This window comes from Sphingomonas faeni (assembly GCF_040407495.1).
Classification (GTDB): domain Bacteria; phylum Pseudomonadota; class Alphaproteobacteria; order Sphingomonadales; family Sphingomonadaceae; genus Sphingomonas; species Sphingomonas faeni_D.
Genome location: NZ_JAPZPP010000006.1, coordinates 184,148 through 201,153, shown reverse-complemented (window position 1 = coordinate 201,153; position 17,006 = coordinate 184,148). Strand labels below are relative to the sequence as shown.

General features: G+C 61.6%; 16 protein-coding genes. 5 read left to right on the top strand and 11 right to left on the bottom strand.

Annotated features, from left to right (window positions below):
- Positions 1 to 8: 8 nt before the first annotated feature.
- Positions 9 to 1,373, top strand: coding sequence for a voltage-gated chloride channel family protein (locus tag O6W96_RS17555; protein ID WP_353470734.1), 1,365 nt, complete (start codon positions 9 to 11; stop codon positions 1,371 to 1,373).
- 9 nt (positions 1,374 to 1,382) lie between these two features.
- On the opposite strand, the gene O6W96_RS17550 is transcribed toward O6W96_RS17555, so the two are convergent.
- From O6W96_RS17550 to O6W96_RS17525, 6 genes are all read right to left on the bottom strand, one after another.
- Positions 1,383 to 1,859, bottom strand: coding sequence for a hypothetical protein (locus O6W96_RS17550; RefSeq protein ID WP_031439129.1), 477 nt, complete (start codon positions 1,857 to 1,859; stop codon positions 1,383 to 1,385).
- 13 nt (positions 1,860 to 1,872) lie between these two features.
- Positions 1,873 to 3,117: a molybdopterin-dependent oxidoreductase gene (locus O6W96_RS17545; protein ID WP_197983136.1), complete on the bottom strand. Its 1,245-nt coding sequence runs from the start codon at positions 3,115 to 3,117 to the stop codon at positions 1,873 to 1,875.
- A 106-nt stretch (positions 3,118 to 3,223) separates the two neighbouring features.
- Positions 3,224 to 4,375: a TDT family transporter gene (locus O6W96_RS17540; protein WP_056056383.1), complete on the bottom strand. Its 1,152-nt coding sequence runs from the start codon at positions 4,373 to 4,375 to the stop codon at positions 3,224 to 3,226.
- Entirely contained in the window at positions 4,372 to 5,244 is an 873-nt protein-coding gene (locus O6W96_RS17535; RefSeq protein ID WP_192239386.1) for a LysR family transcriptional regulator, read from the bottom strand. Before O6W96_RS17535 ends, O6W96_RS17540 begins: the two co-directional genes overlap by 4 nt.
- Positions 5,245 to 5,332: 88 nt before the next feature.
- Positions 5,333 to 6,391, bottom strand: a complete 1,059-nt coding sequence (locus O6W96_RS17530) for a malate dehydrogenase (RefSeq protein WP_244647481.1) — start codon at positions 6,389 to 6,391, stop codon at positions 5,333 to 5,335.
- The gene (locus O6W96_RS17525; RefSeq protein WP_051583499.1) at positions 6,363 to 7,532 is read right to left on the bottom strand and encodes a YncE family protein; all 1,170 of its coding nucleotides are present in this window, start codon (positions 7,530 to 7,532) and stop codon (positions 6,363 to 6,365) included. Before O6W96_RS17525 ends, O6W96_RS17530 begins: the two co-directional genes overlap by 29 nt.
- A 244-nt stretch (positions 7,533 to 7,776) precedes the next feature.
- Between O6W96_RS17525 and O6W96_RS17520 the strand changes: the two genes are divergently transcribed.
- The 4 genes from O6W96_RS17520 (at position 7,777) to O6W96_RS17505 (ending at position 10,596) form a co-directional block, all read left to right on the top strand.
- Positions 7,777 to 8,256, top strand: a complete 480-nt coding sequence (locus tag O6W96_RS17520; RefSeq protein WP_043150680.1) for a hypothetical protein — start codon at positions 7,777 to 7,779, stop codon at positions 8,254 to 8,256.
- Positions 8,257 to 8,291: 35 nt separating this feature from the next.
- Complete coding sequence (copM, locus tag O6W96_RS17515; protein ID WP_132898311.1) at positions 8,292 to 8,660, top strand: CopM family metallochaperone; 369 nt, start codon at positions 8,292 to 8,294, stop codon at positions 8,658 to 8,660.
- A complete protein-coding gene (locus tag O6W96_RS17510; protein WP_133032469.1) occupies positions 8,657 to 10,075 on the top strand; it encodes a YncE family protein in 1,419 nt (472 codons plus the stop codon). The genes copM and O6W96_RS17510 overlap by 4 nt, the downstream gene beginning before the upstream one ends.
- Positions 10,076 to 10,374: 299 nt before the next feature.
- The gene (locus O6W96_RS17505) at positions 10,375 to 10,596 is read left to right on the top strand and encodes a hypothetical protein (protein WP_056019259.1); all 222 of its coding nucleotides are present in this window, start codon (positions 10,375 to 10,377) and stop codon (positions 10,594 to 10,596) included.
- Positions 10,597 to 10,624: 28 nt separating this feature from the next.
- Here the strand turns inward: O6W96_RS17505 and O6W96_RS17500 are convergent, their stop codons facing one another.
- The 5 genes from O6W96_RS17500 to O6W96_RS17480 all read right to left on the bottom strand — a co-directional run bounded on the left by O6W96_RS17500 (position 10,625) and on the right by O6W96_RS17480 (position 16,913).
- Positions 10,625 to 12,403, bottom strand: coding sequence for a chloride channel protein (locus O6W96_RS17500; protein ID WP_082445489.1), 1,779 nt, complete (start codon positions 12,401 to 12,403; stop codon positions 10,625 to 10,627).
- A gap of 1 nt (position 12,404) precedes the next feature.
- Entirely contained in the window at positions 12,405 to 12,686 is a 282-nt protein-coding gene (locus O6W96_RS17495) for a hypothetical protein (RefSeq protein ID WP_132833781.1), read from the bottom strand.
- Positions 12,687 to 12,711: 25 nt separating this feature from the next.
- Positions 12,712 to 14,487: an SLC13 family permease gene (locus O6W96_RS17490; RefSeq protein WP_056019265.1), complete on the bottom strand. Its 1,776-nt coding sequence runs from the start codon at positions 14,485 to 14,487 to the stop codon at positions 12,712 to 12,714.
- A gap of 37 nt (positions 14,488 to 14,524) precedes the next feature.
- Positions 14,525 to 14,824, bottom strand: a complete 300-nt coding sequence (locus tag O6W96_RS17485) for a DUF202 domain-containing protein (RefSeq protein WP_353470733.1) — start codon at positions 14,822 to 14,824, stop codon at positions 14,525 to 14,527.
- A 631-nt stretch (positions 14,825 to 15,455) separates the two neighbouring features.
- On the bottom strand, positions 15,456 to 16,913 hold the full coding sequence (locus tag O6W96_RS17480) for a S41 family peptidase (RefSeq protein WP_353470732.1): 1,458 nt from the start codon (positions 16,911 to 16,913) through the stop codon (positions 15,456 to 15,458).
- Between the last annotated feature and the right edge of the window lie 93 nt (positions 16,914 to 17,006).

The following is a 17,006-nucleotide window of genomic DNA, read 5'->3' as shown; positions in this document are numbered from 1 at the left end:
GAGGAATTGTGCGCGCTACCTTTCGCAATCTCGTCGGCACGCTGAACGTCGCGGCATTCATGCGCGATCGTCACGACCATGCGATCTCTGTCCTGCGCTGGGCGCTGATCTTGCTGCCCATGGCGGCACTCGTCGGGACGCTATGTGCGGCGTTCCTGTTGAGTCTTGATACCGTTACGCGACTGCGGTTCGCATCGCCCTGGCTGCTCTATCTGCTGCCGGTGGGCGGGTTCGTGGTCGGATTGCTCTACCATCTCACCGGGCGCTCGGTGGAGGGCGGCAACAACCTGATCGTCGAGCAGATCCACGAGCCTGGCGGCGGGGTGCCGCTGCGGATGGCACCGCTCATCTTCTTCGGCACAGTGGTGACGCATCTTTTCGGTGGCTCGGCCGGACGTGAAGGCACCGCCGTCCAATTGGGCGGAAGCCTTGCCAGCGGTTTCGGCCGCGCGCTCCACCTCGATGCGGGCGGCACGCGCATCCTGTTGATGACGGGTATCGCGGCCGGGTTCGGCGCGGTCTTCGGCACGCCGATCGCAGGCGCGGTCTTCGCGCTCGAAGTGCTGGCGATCGGCCGCGTTGAATATTCCGCGCTAGTGCCTTGCCTCGTTGCAGCGCTAGTCGGCGATTGGACGTGCCTCGCCTGGGGTATCCATCACGGTGTCTACCCGATCGGTACGTTGATACCGGTCGATGCGCTGCTTGTAACGAAGGCAGGTGTTGCGGGGATCATATTCGGACTGGTCGGTCTGGCCTTCGCCGAAGCCAACCACGTGGTCGGGGGATGGCTGAAGCGGATCGTCCCCTATGGTCCACTACGTCCAGTGATCGGCGGGGTCGTCGTTATCGCGCTCGTCTTCCTGTTCGGCACGCGCGACTATCTGGGCCTGGGTGTCCTGGCAGCAAGACCCGAGAGCCTTACCATCGCCAGCTTCTTCGGACCGGATACGCACCCGTGGAGTTGGGCGATCAAGCTGCTGTTTACCATCGTCACGCTCGGCGCGGGTTTTAAAGGCGGTGAAGTCACGCCTTTGTTCTTCATCGGCGCAGCGCTCGGTAACGCGCTGGCGCCTTTCTTGGGCGTGCCGACGGGCCTGTTCGCCGCGATCGGCTTTGTCGCGGTGTTTGCCGGGGCCGCCAATACCCCGCTCGCCTGCACCTTCATGGGGATTGAACTGTTTGGCGCCGGCTATGCGGTGCCGATCGCCGTCGCCTGTTTCGTGGCCTATCTCTGCTCGGGCCACAACGGCATCTACCTGTCGCAGCGCGTTGCGATACCCAAGGTGCCCGCGAACGGCCTCGCGCCCAATGCAACACTGCGCGAGACACGTACACGCCGCACAGCACTTCGCGCCCAGAACCGCGTGTCGTGAGTTGATGGCTTAGCCTGATCCTCCCGATACGTCGGGCGCAGCCTTCGGATCGGGGTCTTGCGCCTTGCCCTTCGCGGCACCCGGCTGCTTTGCGCTCATGGCGGTCAGATAAGCGACGATCGCCGGCACGTCAGCCTGTGCAACGGGAGCCTTGTAGACCTCGCGCATCTTGGTGACCTCCGCGGTCCACTGGTCGGAAGAGAGTGGCGGCTGGTTCAGCGCCATGCTCGCCGAATGACACGAGGTGCAGTTGGCGTTGATGACGTCCGCATGCGGACCAGCCGGATATTGCCCTTCGTCGGTCGGGAGATCGACCGAGGTGGACGCCAGCGAGAAGCCGCGCGCCGAAACGCTTGGCGGCGGTGGTGCGGCCGGGGCGGCAGGCGGCGGGGCTATGCGGCTGTTCGGGGCACCGATCGCAAGTAGCAGAACGACGGTCGCGCCGACGAACCCAAACGACAGCGTGCCGATGGAAGGCGTTTTCATGGGGGAGCGCTCCTCAGCCGACGACGATGTTGGTGGTTTCAATGTTGCCGCGCATGAACCCGCCCGGGTTCCAGATCGGCGTCATCGGCTGCGCGATGCCGGCGGTGTTCCAGCAGCGCGACATCAGCCTGGTCGGGCCCGCATGCGTGAGCGGCACCTGCGCGTCCCAGCGGCGGAAACTGTATTTGCCGTGATCGGGGCCGAGCGTCGTCTTGTACCAGGTCTTGCCGTTGTCGGTCGACACATCGACCTTGGCGACGCCGCAATCGCCCCCCATCGCAATGCCGCCCAGCGGGATCGACCGGTCGAACGCGATCGCCTGCCCTTCGTCGAGGCTCGTGACCCAACTGCGCGGGATCATCTTGTTGATCGGAACGGCCGGGAAATCCTTCTGGCCCGGCCGCACGTTCGCGCCTGGAGTGTCAGGGATTTTGTACGCCTTGGCCATCCAGTAACCGTCGTCGGGCGCGGCGAGCACCTCGATGTCGTTCAGCATCTTGACCCAATAGGTCGAATACCAGCCGGGTACGATCAGCCGGACCGGGAAGCCGTTGAGGAGCGGCATCTGTTCGCCGTTCATCCCGAAGGCGAGCATCACTTCGCCGTCGCGTGCGTGGTCGATCGACAGCGACTTGGCGAAATCCGGTCCACCCGCGACCACCGGCTGGTCGAGCGCACCGAACCGCACTGCAACCGCGCCCGGCTTCACGCCGGCGATGTCGAGCACGTCGCGCAGGCGCACGCCGAGCCATTTGGCGTTGCCCATGGCCCCGTGACGCCACTGCGCACCGGCAACGGGCGGCTGGAACAGCGCACGCGAATTGCCCGAGCATTGATTGATCGCCGCCAGCTCGACGCGTGGCAACTTCAGCAGTTGCGCGAGCGAGATTGACAGCGGCCGCGTGACCGCGCCGTGCACCTTGATCCGGAACGCCTCGACATCGATCGCGGTGGGGATGTCAGCCCAGTGCCAGCGGACGAAGAACTGGTCGTTTGGCGTGAAGACGTCGCCATTGAACACGCTCATCGGCGTTTCCAGCAAAGGCGGGTGGATACGCTGGAGGATCATGTTGCCCTTGCCAGGGAACGCACTGGTCATCGGTCGTTCCGACGGACCGCCAGGCAGGTGCAGATCGACAATGCTCTGCGCCAGCGCGGGTGCGGCGATCAACGCGCCGCTGCCGATCGCAGCCTCTGCGAGAAAGCGACGGCGGTTCGTCGCCTGCGCCAGTTTCATATCCAGGCTGTCCACCAGCATTCTCCCTTCGATGTCATGCTCTTATGCGCGATCCGTCCGACGGTCTGCCCGGTACGGGTCGATCGGATGCGCCGGTTCGATCCGGCAGGACGATCAGTTCGGCCCATCAATTGGCTTGGGCGATGCAGGGCGACACGAACAGGTTTCCGCGCCAGCCGCCTGTGACCGTCTTGGCGCCGACCAGCAGCCACATCGCTGCGAGCGCGATGGTAAGGACGGTGCCGACGATCCCGAAAAAGCCGAGCTGGAGCGTCGTGCCGAGCTTGAAGGTGGCGACCGTGTAGACGCCGAGCGGGAAGGTGTAGCCCCACCACCCGAGGTTGAACGGAATGCCCGCGCGCCAGTAGCGGATCGTGATCAGCGTCGCGAGCGCCAGCCACCACAGGCCGAAGCCCCAGAGCAGCAGCCCGGCGATCGTGCCGATCCCCTGCGCTACCGCGCCGATCTGCCCCAGGCCGTTGGCGGCGAGGATCGCGGGCGCGTCGCTGCCGAGCACCAGCATCCCGAGCGCACCGGTGCCGATCGGGCCTAGTGCGAGCCAACTCGATGCGGCCATGCTCTCGTGCGGCAGCTTGTGCAGCGCCATCCGCAGGATGAGGATCGCGAGGATGCCGAACGCGACCGGCACCGAATACGCCCAGAGGACAAAGGAGGTCGCCAGCACCACGAACTGGTGGTGCGCGTCCGCCAGATGCGGTGCGAGCAGGCCTCCGCTCGCGCCTGCGACCTCGGCCGCGACCACTGGCAGGAGCCACACCGCGGTCATGCCGTCGAGCGAATGTTCGTGCCGGGTAAACATGAGGTAGGGGATCGCTACACCGCAGGCGAGCGACATCGCGACGTCGATCCACCACAATGTCTCGGCGATCGGGATAACGCCGGCGCCGAACCGCGGCAGGCCGAACGCCAGGAACCCGTTGATGATCGTCGCGAGGCCCATCGGGATCGTGCCGATGAACATCGACACGGTATTGTGCCCGAAGATCCGACGCGCCTCGTGCCCGAACATCGTCCAGCGCGCGGTGTAGAGCCCGGCGAACAGCGTGAAGAGCGCGATGTTGAAATACCACAACGCCTCGCCGACCGGGTGCAGCGATGCGCCGACGCCCGGCACCTGCGGCAAGGCCAGCGCGAGGATGCCCGTGCCCATCGTAGCGGCGAACCAGTTGGGGGTGAACTGGCGGATCATCTCGCGCGGAGAATCAAGCCGGCTGAGCGGCTTCAGACCATCGAGAACGGGTTTCAGATCGGCAGTCACTTGCCAGTCTCCTTGATGAGATCGGTCAGCGCGTCGGCCGCCCGGGTACGATAGCGCTCCTTGTGCCGCAGCGCGTAGAATGGACGCCGCGGCAGACCGAGCGGCAGATCGTGCAACGTGCCGGCCGCGATTGCAGGTGCGACGACATGCTGCGACAGCACCGCGACGCCCGCGCCGGCCTCGACCGCGCTGCGGACCGCCTCGTTCGATGGCAGGGTCAGCGCTATGGTAAGGTCCGACGGATCGACGCCGCGCTGGCGCAACACCTCCTCGAACGACGAGCGCGTGCCCGATCCCTGCTCGCGGACGATCCAGCGCGCGGTCCGGATCCAGTCCTCGTCGATCGTGTCGGCAGCGCGGTCACTCACCAGCACCATGCGGTCGTTAGCGACCGTCCAATGCGCGAGCGCGGGCTCGTCGATCACACCCTCGACGAAGCCGAGCTCGACCGCACCGTCGAGCACGCGCGCCGCGGCCCCCTCGGTGTTGTCGATCGCCAGTTCGATTGAGATCGCGGGGTAGCGCGCATGGAACGCGGCCAGCTGGCGGGGCAGCCAATAGCCCGCGATCGTCTGGCTTGCGACTAGCCGCAGAGTGCCGCGCTCCAGTCCTGCATATTCGGCCAGTGCAAGTTCCGCGCTGGCGGCACGGCCAAGCACTGCGCGTGCGTCGACCAGAAACATACGGCCCGCTTCGGACAGTTCGATCCCACGGCCGACCCGGTGGAACAGCGGCACGCCGTGCCGCGCTTCTAGCGCGGCGATGGCAGCGCTTGCGGCTGACTGCGTCACATTGAGCGCTTCGGCCGCGCGCGTCATGTGCTCGCGCTCAGCGACACCGACGAAAATCCTGAGTTGTTCCAGGGTCATGCCCGATCTCCTTGCCCCAATGATAGGGAAAGGAGATCAATCGCACCAACCAAAGATTACGGTCATTCCAATCATATATACCGATCGGTCATTTCAGAATGTCGATAACCGCCTCACGTTCATCGACCAGTTCGGCAATCGTGCGATCAAGCATCGTTCGCTGGAATGGATCGAGGATCAGTCCTTCGATACGCGCATACCCACCGCTTTTGCAGTGCACCGGCACGCCGCACACCAGCCCTTGCGGGATACCGTAGGAGCCATCTGACACCACGCCCATCGACACCCAATTGTCGCCTGCGCCGTGCACCCAATCGCGCAGATGGTCGATCGCCGCATTTGCTGCCGACGCGGCCGAGGACGCACCCCGTGCTTCGATGATCGCGGTTCCGCGCTGCGCAACGGTGGGGATCAGGGTCTCGCGGTACCAGGCCTCGTTTCCGATACGGTCGGCAAGCTTTTGGCCATCGAGTTCGGCATTCCCCCAGTCGGCAAACATCGTCGGCGAATGGTTTCCCCAGACGACGAGCTTTGTAATCGCATCGACACCGACACCCGCCTTGGCCGCAAGCTGTCCCTGCGCGCGGTTGTGATCGAGGCGGATCATCGACGTGATGTTTTCGGCAGGGAAACCCGGTGCGCTTTGCGCAATGATCCAGGCATTTGTGTTGGCGGGATTACCGACGACCAGGATCTTGGCGTCGCGTTTGGCCACTGCGTCCAGCGCTGCGCCCTGCGTCTTGAAGATCGCTGCGTTGGCAGCGAGCAGATCACGGCGCTCCATGCCCTTCGAGCGGGGACGAGACCCGACCAGCATGGCCGCATCGATGTCCTTGAAAGCCACCATCGGATCATCAGTAATGATCACATCTGCCAGCAGCGGGAACGCGCAATCCTCCAGTTCCATGACCACGCCGCGTACTGCGTCCAGCGCCTGCGGCACGTCGAGCAGTTGAAGGATAACGGGCTGGTCCGGTCCGAACACGTCACCCTGCGCGACCCGGAAGAGCAGCGAATAGCAAATTTGTCCTGCGGCACCGCTGATCGCGATCCTGACGGGGGGCTTGGTCATTTTGGAAAGGGCTTTCGTTGGGAGATTACAGACGGTGTGAGACCGATCAACGCGCCGCCAGGGCAAGCGCCGCATCGCGCCCGGATGGCACCAGATTGGCGAGACCTTTTCCTGATCTTACGGCACCAGGAACGTAGATCAGGCTCTGCGCATCCGTACTGATCGGGATCGTCGACACGGTGGTGTACGTCAGCGTGTCGATCCCAGCGACCTTGTTGGTTCCGGCCAGGCTGGCATAGATCCTCGTACCATCGCCCGACGGCCAAACCGCACTCGGAGCCGCTTGTAGCGGGACGGTTGCCACAGCCTCCAGGCTGTCGGTTCTATAGACCTTGATTGCAGGTTGATCGCCGCCAACGCTGACATAGGCAAAGGAATCGTCTGCGCGCTGGGCGAAGTTGACCGCGCCCGTTGCTGGACCAGTGTTTATCACTTCGCGTACCGCAAACGGCGGTTTGGCAGCAAAGACCGTGGTCGTGCCGCTCTCGCGGCGTGTTGCCCAGATCTGTTTGCCATCTGGCGAGACCGCGATTGCTCCCGCACCTGCACCGTTGCTGGCAACGTGTCCGACGACGCGCCGATGCTCGACGTCGACAACCAGGATGGACGGCCTTTCAGTAAGCGATACAAAGGCATAGCGTCCGTTTGGCGACAGGATGGTCGCGCCCGCTCCGCCACTTGCTGGTACGCGGGTGATCTCCCGCGCTGTCTTAGGATCCACGACCGCGATGGCATGTTCATCGCCGAGCGAAACCCAGAGTTCGTGCCCATTGGGCGTAAACGCGACGGCGGTAGGCGACGTCTGGAACACGGTCCGGCCTCGTTCCGTGTTCGTGGCCAGATCTACGAGCGTCACACTGTGCTGCGCTAATGCCGATACCGCCAGGGTCCGCCCGTCACGCGTTGCAGCCAGGTGCTGGACTTTGGGGCTGGAAAAGCTGGGCTCAGCTATCGCGCTTTTGGCGAGGTCGATCCGTCCCAGTTCGTTGCCCGCTGCAGGATCGATGACAACGATCTTCGTCGATGTAGGGTCAGACACATAGATCCGGTCATGATGGCTGAGGTCGATATCAGCCTTCGACCACGGTGCCTGAACCGCCTTGATATCGTAGGGAAAGTCGTCCGCCGCAGGTGCAGCCCAATAGGCCTGAGCGATCGCCGGGACTGGCGCTACGGAGGCCAACATCGCGGCAACCAGAACGATCGCAGCTTTCATCGTTTGATCCTTATCACGGACCCGGCGGGTGATCGTGCCGGTCCGATGCCGCTAGATCGACCGATATGTCCCTCGCGTCCAACGCATGGTCGCGATGATTTCAATACGAAAACGCGATTATAGATCGCCGACCGTTCCTGTTAAATGATTGGAATGACCGTGGTTATGCGTTGGACCGACCGCCCCGCCGCAATCATCTATCCTGTCACGCTCGGCATTCATCGAGACGCGCGGAGACTTCCTCATGGCAACACAGCCGATCTACGATCTCGCTACCGAGACACTCGTTGCTCCTAAGCCTGTGCGTCGACATCTCGCAATCGTGCCGGATGCAGGCAATTATGACGAGCTGGAAAGAACGGCTCCAGGCATCGCATCGCGCGGCGTCCATCCTGCCACGTTGGGCTTGCTCGTCGGCGTGTATGCAGCAATGTTGCTGACTTTCTGGACCTTCTTCGCACGTGATGCAGCTACGGCGCTCGTCCTGACGGTCGTGTCGGTCTTCATGATCCTGTATTTCGGTCTGATTGCTGGCGGCATCGTACTCAGCGATACTCCCGCCCCCGGCGAACCCCTCCGTTCGTTCTCGGAGTTCATCAAGGGCCCGGTCGATATCTTGACGGGCACGATCACAGGGCGCGAAGCGGCTATACAGATGCTCTTTCTCCCGGCCTGCATGGCCGTGCTAGCAACGATTATCGGCATCATCGCTCGCGTGTCGTAAACAGGAAAACTAGGGACAGGACGATGAGATCACGCATGACCTTGCTGATGGCGATAGGCTTGTCCGTATCGACCGCTGCTATCGCGCAAACGGACGGCTTCGCGTCCGCGATGGATGCGGCGATGACGCGGATGCACGGCGCGATGATGACTGGCTATTCAAACGATCCCGATCGCGACTTCGCAAGGATGATGATCCCGCATCATCAAGGTGCGATCGACATGGCTGAGATCGAGCTGCGTTACGGCAAGGACGAACGCCTGCGCCGGCTTGCGCAAGGGATCATCGTCGAACAGCGTCAGGAAATCGCGGTGATGCAGGGCATCCTATCCGAAGGCGGCGCGTTGTCACGTCACACCGGACCGACCGCGACTGGTCACCCCCATCACGGAGACCGTCCATGAAGCGTTTCACCCTAACCGCCTGCACCGCCTTGTGCTTTTCAGGCCCTGCGTTTGCCCAGCAAGTGCCCAATGCGACCCCCGACATCCCTGTCAGCGCGCAGGACCGGTTCTACACGTCGGACCAGTTCTCCAACACCGTGTCGGTGATCGACCCATCAACCAACACGCTGCTCGGCGTCATCAAGCTCGGCGACCAGACCCCCGCCAACCTCAGCCCGCTCTACAAGGGGCAGCTGCTTGTCCACGGCATGGGCTTCTCGCCCGATCGTAAGACGCTGGCGGCGATCTCGATCGGTTCGAACTCGGTGACGTTCATCGATACCGCGACCAATGCCGTGAAGCACACGACCTATGTCGGGCGCTCGCCGCATGAGGCGTTTTTCCGCCCCGACGGTCGCGAAGTCTGGGTCGCGGTGCGCGGCGAGGATTATATCCAGGTGCTCGACGGCAAGACCTTCGCGCCGACCACGCGCATCCCCGTTCCTAATGGCCCCGGCATGACGATCTTTTCGCCAAACGGGAAATACGGTTACGTCTGTTCGAGCTTCTCGCCCGAGACAGTTGTGATCGACACCGCCTCGAAGAAGATCGTCGGTCGCGTCAAGCAGGCGAGCCCGTTCTGCCCTGACATCGCCGCGACGCCCGACGGTAAGCAGGTCTGGTTGACGCTCAAGGACGTCGGCAAGGTCATGGTGTTCGACGCCAAGCCACCCTTCGCAGTGCTCAAGACGTTCGATACCGGCGCGATCACCAACCACGTCAATATCGCCCGCAATAAGAATGGCCAGTTCGCCTTTGTGACGGTCGGCACCGAGAATGTCGTGAAGGTGTTCCGCACCACTGACTTCGTGCAGGTGGCGAGCATCCCGGTCGGCGCGCTCCCGCACGGCCTATGGCCGTCGGGCGACGGCACGCGGATGTATGTCGGGCTGGAGAACGCCGATGCGGTCGCGGCGATCGACACAGCAAGCAACACCGTCATCGCGACGATTCCAATCGGTCAGGGGCCGCAAGGCGTGGCATATGTTCCCGGCGCGGTGCCGGTAGGCGATGGCCGTGCAAACCTGGTGCCGCTCGCGCAGGCCGGCATGAAGATCCAGCTGACTCTATCCGGGACTGGGCGCAGCCAGGTCACGCTGTTCGATCAAGGCCAGGTCCAGATTTTGCAGGCGGCGGTTGCGGGCCTCAGCCCAAAGATGCCCTATGTCCTTGGATTATCCTCCCACGCTGACGGCAGCGGCGTGATCCAGCCTCTGGCGAAGTTCATGACCAATCCGGCGGGCGGCGCGATAGTAAACACGCTCGGACCGCTCCGCCAGATCGTCAGCGACGCGAAAGGCGACATGCGCCGTTACCTCGTCATTGCTCCGGGCGACCCGATGATGCCGGGCGCTGTCGTTCAGGTGCAAAAATGAGGATTCCGGTGAAACCTGCGCCCCGCTGTCCGTGTCCGGTATATTCGGCATGACGCTGGGCTAGGTCGACACGACGTCTCGAGAGTGTCGGAAAGCACTTGTTTGTCGCACAATGGTGATTACGACTGGGTTTTCTACATATCGGGCCGCTGAATGCCAACAATGGGAAGGAAAGCGGACTGGCTGCTTTAGAGAGGGCAGGTGCGCTCCACTACCTGTTGCACTTCCATTTCGTCGCAGCAGGATGCCTTTACGCCTAGCTCATTACAGGCCCCGATCCGGCGCCGCATCGGCCTTCCGTGCCTGCCCGCCTGATAGTGCTGGGGGTCGCCGTCGTGATCCACTCGATCATGTCGCAGCTGCTCTACGCCGGGCTGTTCGTCGCCATATCCGTGCCGGTTGAACAGTTTCGCCGCGGTGCGGAGCTGATGTCAGTACATGGCGCCCAACTCGCCGGAATGGGTCTGCGATGCGGCATGTTCTGGGTCAAAATCGAAGCCCGGCTTAAGCGAGACCGGTAGGACGAAGCGTTTGCTGCGTGCCGGCTGGTCAGCTTTCTCCAAACAACTCACGTTGCGCCTTGTCCAATTCCTCTGCGTAGCGGCGTCGCGCATAGCTCTCGGAGAGGATGCCGAGAACTGCCCCGTCGCTTCCAACTACCGCCAGTTCGTCCGCACCTTCGGTATCGAACGTAGTCATGACGCTTCTGATGTCTGAATCCGGCGTAAGGGCGAGACCCGTGTGGATCGCCAGCGACCCGATCGGTGCCTTCTGATCGACCTCTTCGGCAAATGCACTGGCAGTCTGTACGATACCGCCATAATTTTCGTGGTCATCGACTAGTAGGACCCGACTTGTGGAACCAAGCGGAAACGCCCGACGAAACTCGGCGATCGTCGTGTTGCACGGCGTAGCCCTTTCGACACGTCGCATCATCTTGCCCGCTGTAAGCGTTCTGACCCAGCCGACATCGCGGGCGCTTTTGATGGTTTCGCCCCGGAGATGCAGGCGCCACGTAGAAAAGGAATAGCCGAACAGCTCGCGGACGATGGTGGACGAGACCAGCGATGCTGCAATGGCCGCGCCGGCAAGGGAGAAGTCGTGGGTCGCCTCAAGGACTAGCATCGCCATCGTCATCGGCCCGCCAACTACGGCGACCGCTAATGCGGCCATCCCCACCAGGGCCGCATTGTGCGGGTCGATCACAGGCGATCCGACAATCCATTCGAGTGAACCAGCAAACAGGTGACCCAGCAGGCTGCCCAAGAACAAGGATGCGAAGAACAGGCCACCGCGGAAGCCAAAGCCAAGTGAGATGATGGAGGCCGCGCACTTGACGACGAAGATGGCGGCGAGGAAGCGCAGCGATACCTCGGCTTCAAGATTGAGGTGGAGGGCGCCGTGACCAGCAGAGAGAATTTGCGGCGTGAGCATCGCCAGAGGGATGAGCAGAAGACCGCCCAATATCGGCCGGCAAATCGAGGGTATCGGCAGTTTGCGTGTAGCTGCTTCCATCTCCGCAACAGCCCGCATCAGCAGTATACCAGCGCCAGCGGCACAGGCCCCAAGACCGGCGTAGAGAAGGTAGTGGAACGTCTCGATCTGTTCGCCTGCATTAGCCGCAACCAGATACGGTTGAGCACCAAACGCCTGCGCCACAAGGACACTCGCCAGGCACGCCGCAGCGACAGGTGCCAGCGCTGATATCGTATAGGCCCCGATTACGATCTCAAAGGCATAGAAGGCCCCAGCTAATGGAGCCCCGAATGCACCTGCGATGGCGGCGCCCGTTCCGGCGCCGACCAAGATGCGCAGATCGGACCTGCGTAACGCAAACCAGTTGCCGCTGAGCGAGGCGACGAGCCCTCCCAACTGCGCATACGCCGCCTCAAGCCCCACAGACGCACCGAAGCCGTTGGAAAGGATCGTTTGCCCGGAGATAACGAGGCTGTCGGACCATGACATGCGACCACCATGAAGGGCGTTCGCCTCTACAGCGTCGACCATCCGGCGCCGGCGAGCATGAGTAACCCAAGAGAAGAGTGCGAGGACGGCTCCACCAGCCGGCAGGGCAAGTAGAGCAAGGTAAGGGATCGTCGTGGCCGCACTCAGCCTTTCATCCGGCGACAAGGCATAAAGCAGATGCTGCATCGCCTGTGCGAGCGTACCCTGGACGACACTGAGCAATCCGGCTGCACTGCCGATCATGATGGCCAGCACGATGAGTGCAGCTTCGCTGGATCGAAAAGCTTTACGGAGCCACGATGGCGCCACCCGACCAGATCCAGGTGGACTAGCTGCGCTATCGATCAGTGGCGCTGAAGCCATGTCAGTCGGCGTCCTGCATCAAGGTTGCAAACAGGGCTGCGGCGAGAACGGCGCTCGAAAGCCACATCACAATCGACAGCGTCCAAGACGTCGCCAGTCCAGCTGCCGTGATTGTTGCAAGCAGTAGGACGATGAGAACGGGCATGGCTGCCCGCGAGTGGAAAAAACGCATGAAGCCGCCTACGCCTGCTACATCTGCGGTGCCACAACCTTCCGAGCCGCCCGGTACGCTTCCTCGCCACGGACGCCATTCAGTATCTTCGAACGCCTGCGGCTTGGCCATGCTGCCCATCAACAGTACCCGGCGATCAGTGCAGTGGCCAAGTCCACATCACTAGAGGCGTACCAACCAAGACCACCAGAACCGATAGTGGTGCGCCCAGCCGGGCGTAATCGCTGAAGCGGTAGCCCCCAGGACCAAAAACCAAGGTGTTACACTGATGCCCAATCGGCGTCAGGAAATCGCATCCTGCCCCGATAGCGGTCCCGATGAGGAAGGCTTCGGGGCGATATCCGAGGTCATGCGCGAACACCGCCGCGATTGGCGCCATCACCAAGACCGTCGCGGCATTGTTGAGAAACGGCGTCACAGCCATCGCCGCTACGAGGATCAGGGCGACCGCGCCCCATGGCGGCAAGGAGGCCGCCAGATGGGCAAGCGAGGTCGCGAGTACATCCGACGCGCCGGTGGTGCGCAGGGTTTCACTGACCGGAATGAGCGCGCCCAGCATGATGAGAATTGGCCATTCGACGCCATCATAGGCATCTCGCAGCGGTAGCGCTCCGGTCGCCATCATTAGACCGGCAGCGGCGAAGAAGGCGACGGCCACAGGCACATAGCCGGTCGCGGTTACGGTCATCGCCACCGCGAGGATGATAAGTGGTAGGAAGCGACGCTTCGAACTTCCCAGACGCAGGGCACGCTCTGCCAGCGGCAGCGTACCGAGGTCACGCATGCGTTCCGGCAAGAGTGTGAGGGGTCCTTGAAGAACAATGACATCGCCGGCGCGCAAGACGGTCTCGCTGAGCTGCTTGGTCAGCCGTTTGCCGGCGCGCGATACCGCGATGAGATTGACGCCATAGCGTTGCTGAAGCCGCAGTCGTCCAGCGGACTGGCGGACCAACACGGAGCCGGTGGTGATGACCGCCTCAATGACGCCAACCTCATCATCTTCGCTGCCTTCCGGTAGGTCACGATGCTGTCCGGCAAGTGCTAGGTGGTCACCCGCAATGACACGCTCAAGCGTATCCGGGTCACCGCCCAAGATCAGCGTGTCGCCGGCAGCCAGAAGGAACTCGGCCGTAATGCTCGTGCGCACATCGTCACGGACAACATTGGCGATCGTCACCTCATTATCATGACGGTCGATGAAGGACTCAACCGTTTCGCCGACAGCGGGCGATCCGTCTTGGATGGTCGCCTCAGTGACATAGTCCGTGATGTTTAGAGCTTCGCCCATGGTCGGCGCTGCGCGGCGTTCCCTGGGCAGGAGGCGGTAGCCGAAACGCAGGAAAATGAGGCCGACCACAAGCAGGCCCAGCCCCGTTGGCAGATAATCGAACATGCCGAACGGCTCACCGGTCATCTGCTCTCGTACTCTGCTGACAATAATATTCGGCGACGTACCAACGAGGGTCATCAACCCGCCAAGGAGCGAAGCGAACGACATCGGCATCAGGAACACCGAGGGGCTAGTGTCCGATTTCTTCGCCGTCTGCACGGCTGCCGGCATCAGCATAGCCAAGGCACCGACGTTCTTTACGAGCCCGGACGATACCCCGACTGCCGTAGTCAGCACCACGAGTTGCGACCGGACGCGTGTCACGCGCCGCGCCAGTATCCCGAGCGCGCTCTCGATTAGGCCGGAACGCTGCATTGCCGATGAGATCACCAGCGCCGATCCAACGATGATAACGATGTCATCGGAAAAGCCAGTAAATGCCGCTTTGGGCTTCACCAATCCCAGCGACAGCCCGGCAAGCAGGGCGATGATGGCCGTGACATCATAGCGAAATCGGCCCCAAAGAAAGAGGCCCATCATGCCAATCAGCAGGCCAATCGACATAAGTTGCGGCGTGGTCATGCAAGCAGAATCCGTAAAATGGCGATAGTCACGCCGGTTATTGCAGCCAAATCCCGACGAGTGCCGCCAAGACGGCAATCGCTAGGAAGCCGTTCACAGAGATCAGCAACCAAGCCGGCAGTCGCTGAGTCTCGGGCCGCGGTGGGGCGATAGGAATCATTTCACGCCAGACCGCTGCAACGAAGCAGAAGCCGCTGAACAGGATCAGGACGGTTGCGGTCGCACCGGCAAGCCAGCCGGGCACGATGTTCTCAAGCAATGCGCGGGCGCCAATTCCTGCGGCTAGAGCGGCAAGCCCGGTACGGACCCAGGCTGCGTAGGTGCGCTCCGCTGCCATGACTGTTCGATCGGCAGCAAGCTCCGTGCGCCGATCGGCGCTATCTGCTTGCTGCTTGGCGCTATGCTCCAACCGGTCCGCACCGTGAACGAATGGGCCGTTGAAATCACGGGTCAATGACAGTCGTTCGTTGGCCATGGATGATCAACGATACCCACACGCTTTCAGCACATCGAATGTTAAAAAGGATCATGCCGAATAAGTTATCGAGGTTAGCAGATCCCCCGCCTTCACAGGTGTCAAAACCGGCTGGTTGCGGCACGAAACCTTTCTCGAAAACGATCCAGACCGTGCGAAAACTCCAACCCCGAATGTAGCGTACTAATATAGCTGCGTGTCGGTTGCCAGGTGATTGGCTATCTTGCGTCGCAGCCATATCTGGCGACGTTATGTTTCGAGCATCACGTCTGTATCGGGGGCGGCGGTGAGTTTTCGCACGGTCTGGATCGAATTTCGGGAATGTCCGGGTTGGGGAGGAAAGCGGACCGTCCGCTATTGGGAAGGCGGGTGGCGATAGCCGACATTGGGCAGCTGCCACCTTTCCCGAAAAGGATCGAACTTCGGGAAAAGGCGGTTTGAGTGGGCTAGATTGGCTGATCCAGGCAGCCAAATACCGGACGCTGACGTTTATTCAGTCAACCTGCCGCTCTAACCAAGACTGGACGAACGTTATCGGGTCATCGACCTGCTCGCTGATAGGTATGTCGGGCTGCAAACCGACGTTATCGATTGGTTCGTCCGGCAACCGCATCGACCGGCTTGTGGCCCATCGAAGAACGAAGAGCTTGGACGGAGACGGAGCTTCCAAAACGTTCGAGTAATCGATTACGCCCGCCGTCGGGCCACCAAATGTCGTGACCTTTCGGCTCTGGCGAGCATCGAGGACGAATTGGTCGCCGCTGGACCCTGCGCCTGTGGCGATAATGCCTACCCGTTTTGGGTTAGGCATGATGCGTGGGAAGGTCGTAATCGAAAACGGCCGGTCTCCGCTGCTTACCCAATCGCTCTTAGCATTGCGGATGCGAGCAACAATACGCCGCAGCTGCGATACCGTATCTGGTGAGAAGCTAGGATCTTTAAGCATCGCTTCGTACAGGTCCGCATTGCGTGCCGTCGCGCGAAATTCGACATCGATCGAATATATCGGCCGCGTGTAAAGCCATTCCATTAGCTTTGAGTATGATCCGTCGCTGCCACCAGAGTTATTGCGAGCATCGATGACGAGATTGGGAGTGCTGTTTAAGAGAAGGTTGTTATCCTTCAGTAGTCGTTCAATCTTTTCTCCATTCTCGCCGTAAAAATTTGGCAGGCGCAAAATCGCTGTTTTGTTCGATAGCCGGCGGAAGAAGAAATCGGGTGATGGAACGATGTTTTCTACCGGCACTGCGGGCGTGGGTTTCACCCGCACCCAGTCAACCGAAAGCGAAGCAAAGCGCAGAACGGAGCTTTTGCCAAGGAACCTTACCGTAGTTGTTTGGGCGCTGTGATCGCGCATGTAATATGTGCCGCTCCAACCATGGGCCGAGGGCGTCAGCGCGAATTTTACCTGACCCGGGGACCATGCAGCAGACTTGCTGCTGGTGATGACACCCAGTGCGCGCTGCGGATCGGCCGGATCGGCCAGAATGGCGGCTTGATAACTGCCGTCGGTGCTGGCCCACGTCGTGCCGGCAAGAGGCTGCCTTGCCATAGTTGCGGCGGGTATTGGCCGGTTGGTTGAAAAGAAGGGGCCTCGTGAAGCGAGGAGCGTGTCGGCGTTCGGCGATGCCTGCTCCGGCAATGAGGCTAAGGAATAGCTTGTATGACGATCCTTGAACCAAGCGATAACGTCGCCGATGATTTCACCCTCTTTTACTGGGTTTTTTTCAATCTCAGCCCGTTTAGTGCGCACCAGCGCTTCGAACTCTACAGCCTTCGCGCCCGCCGCCTTGTCAGCAAAGCCAGCATAATCATGCCGAAGGACCTCAAGGACGAAATCGAAATCCTTGAGAGCATCTTCCCTTGACTGAGCGAAGGCCGGGCTTGGTAGCAGCGATATGGCAATACCGGCCAGCAACTGAATTGTGAATCGACGTGCAGTAGCTATCATGCTCAAATATCCCAACGCTCGCTACCACCTCGTGCAGCGCCGACCGGCCGTCTGCAATCAGAAAGCGCGAGGATGATCTTCCGACCGTGACGG

What these genes read in the sequence shown, in the direction of transcription:
- O6W96_RS17550 (WP_031439129.1), bottom strand. Translation starts at nt 1,859, where the DNA reads ATGAAAACGCCTTCCATCGGCACGCTGTCGTTTGGGTTCGTCGGCGCG.
- O6W96_RS17545 (WP_197983136.1), bottom strand. Translation starts at nt 3,117, where the DNA reads ATGCTGGTGGACAGCCTGGATATGAAACTGGCGCAGGCGACGAACCGC.
- O6W96_RS17535 (WP_192239386.1), bottom strand. Translation starts at nt 5,244, where the DNA reads ATGACCCTGGAACAACTCAGGATTTTCGTCGGTGTCGCTGAGCGCGAG.
- O6W96_RS17530 (WP_244647481.1), bottom strand. Translation starts at nt 6,391, where the DNA reads ATGCGGCGCTTGCCCTGGCGGCGCGTTGATCGGTCTCACACCGTCTGT.
- O6W96_RS17525 (WP_051583499.1), bottom strand. Translation starts at nt 7,532, where the DNA reads ATGAAAGCTGCGATCGTTCTGGTTGCCGCGATGTTGGCCTCCGTAGCG.
- O6W96_RS17520 (WP_043150680.1), top strand. Translation starts at nt 7,777, where the DNA reads ATGGCAACACAGCCGATCTACGATCTCGCTACCGAGACACTCGTTGCT.
- copM (WP_132898311.1), top strand. Translation starts at nt 8,292, where the DNA reads ATGACCTTGCTGATGGCGATAGGCTTGTCCGTATCGACCGCTGCTATC.
- O6W96_RS17510 (WP_133032469.1), top strand. Translation starts at nt 8,657, where the DNA reads ATGAAGCGTTTCACCCTAACCGCCTGCACCGCCTTGTGCTTTTCAGGC.
- O6W96_RS17500 (WP_082445489.1), bottom strand. Translation starts at nt 12,403, where the DNA reads ATGGCTTCAGCGCCACTGATCGATAGCGCAGCTAGTCCACCTGGATCT.
- O6W96_RS17495 (WP_132833781.1), bottom strand. Translation starts at nt 12,686, where the DNA reads ATGGCCAAGCCGCAGGCGTTCGAAGATACTGAATGGCGTCCGTGGCGA.
- O6W96_RS17490 (WP_056019265.1), bottom strand. Translation starts at nt 14,487, where the DNA reads ATGACCACGCCGCAACTTATGTCGATTGGCCTGCTGATTGGCATGATG.
- O6W96_RS17485 (WP_353470733.1), bottom strand. Translation starts at nt 14,824, where the DNA reads ATGGCAGCGGAGCGCACCTACGCAGCCTGGGTCCGTACCGGGCTTGCC.
- O6W96_RS17480 (WP_353470732.1), bottom strand. Translation starts at nt 16,913, where the DNA reads ATGATAGCTACTGCACGTCGATTCACAATTCAGTTGCTGGCCGGTATT.